This window comes from Oleiphilus sp. HI0128, assembly GCF_001635365.1.
Genome location: NZ_LWGG01001106.1, coordinates 1 through 1,797, shown reverse-complemented (window position 1 = coordinate 1,797; position 1,797 = coordinate 1). Strand labels below are relative to the sequence as shown.

The window sequence follows — 1,797 nt, the reverse complement described above, 5'->3', positions numbered from 1 at the left end:
CACTCAAAGGCGATAAGAAAACCTTGGGTAATTGGGGCGAGGTGCAACTAGAAAGAAGTTTACAGGTCGCCGGATTAGTAAAAGATCAGCATTATCGGACGCAGGTTCACCTTAAAGATGACAAAGGGCGAGCGTATTTTTTAGATTTTTTAATAGACCTGCCAGACAATCAGCATTTGATTATCGATAGTAAGGCCTCATTGGTGGCGTATGAATCTGCTATTTCGGCTGAAACAGAAGCTCAACGCGAATTAGCGATGAATAATTATATTCAAGCATTGAGAGTGCATGTTAAAGAGCTATCAGAGAAAAACTACAGTCGTCTTAAAGGAATTAACTGCCCAAGTTTTGTCTTGATGTTCTTGCCATTGGAGGCCGCATATATAGAAGGGCTTAAGCATAGTCCTGAGCTTTATGAAGAAGCTTATCGCGAAAATATTATTCTAGTTTCCCATACAACGCTTTTACCGATACTAAAAACCGTTTCAAATATCTGGCGTCTTCAGAACAGCCAAAATGATGCATTGGCCTTAAGTGAAAAAGCGGGTGAGATATACAACCATGTGTGTGTTGTGGCAGAGAGGCTGCAGAAACTGGGTGGCAGCTTGCTTAGCTCGAATAATCACTATAATAACGTACTTATATCGCTTGTCGGACAACAAGGCCTTCATGGGAAAGTGGAACGATTTCAAGAAATGTCAATTGAAGCGAATAAGCGTATGCCTCAATTGGAACCTTTAAATAAGGATGTCGAACTAGAGCGCCTGGATCGTGTTCTGTTAGATGGTTTGCCTGAAGGTAGCAAATAAAAACCTGAAATAGATGAAGTTTGTTTAATAAGTAATCTGCTTTAGATCAATTTTTTTACATGTAAGTGAAAAAAGTTCGGTTTTCACCCATGACCTATTGTCTAGTTTTTGATAAAGTGCATTTGGATATATTTTAGTCATCGGTAGTAACTATTAGCTATATAAAAATAAGACTTGTACTCGTGAGCTTGATGATCTAACGCTAGCAACTTGATTGTCGGGCTTTCTAGACCTTATAGAAAGGGAAGATGATGTTCATGAATTCACTTATCCACTTGTTTGAGGCGACTACCCTCATTTTAGTGGGGGTTTTGATTGTTCAGGTTTATCGCTGTTATCTGAATTCTACTCGCATGGAACGAGCTCAGAGCGAACTGTCTCAGGTCGAGACTTCTGCGCGCAGAATGAGTGTGCGAATCAATATATCCTCTTCAAGTCAGGGGGCTTCCCCGAAACCTCAGTTATTGGTCGCTGAGCAGGACATGAGCTCTGCAGGCACTGAGATTGTAGATCATTGTTCAGCAAGCGCCTCAGATAAGAATGATGACGATGCTCCCTTAAGCTCCCAAGAAGCAAATTCTAACGGTCAGATCTTGAATGATTATATTGGTGAGTTCTTTTCAGAGCCTGCCCAGGTTGATATTCAGGCGTATAAGCGTCCAATTGAGCAAGAAGTGTCGTCAGCTAAAGAGACGCTTGAACCTGAAGATCTGCCTACCGTTCAATCACTTGCATCGTCGAAAGGGCTTGACCAGCTAGTGCCCGAGAGTGAGAGTGATGAGGTGATTGTTGTTGAATCACAGACCAAAATCACGCCAGTCATTCTTGATGAGGGCGTAGCGGAACCAGATAACTTACCTGTGTTAACTGAAATGGCCTCTATTGAGGAGCTTGTAGAAGACGATAGTATTATTACGGTTGGGCCTGAAAGTGACAGTTCGGACCCTAGTGATAAGGTTATGTCTGATAAAGTTGTACACGCTATGTT

2 protein-coding genes are annotated in these 1,797 nt (G+C 41.8%); both read left to right on the top strand.

Annotation, left to right across the window (positions count from 1 at the left end):
- Window positions 1-809, top strand: an 809-nt coding sequence (locus tag A3763_RS18835) for a DNA recombination protein RmuC (RefSeq protein WP_156495178.1), incomplete at its 5' end; no start/stop codon positions are given.
- 257 nt (window positions 810-1,066) lie between these two features.
- On the top strand, window positions 1,067-1,797 hold a 731-nt coding region (locus A3763_RS18830; RefSeq protein WP_156495177.1), incomplete at its 3' end, for a hypothetical protein.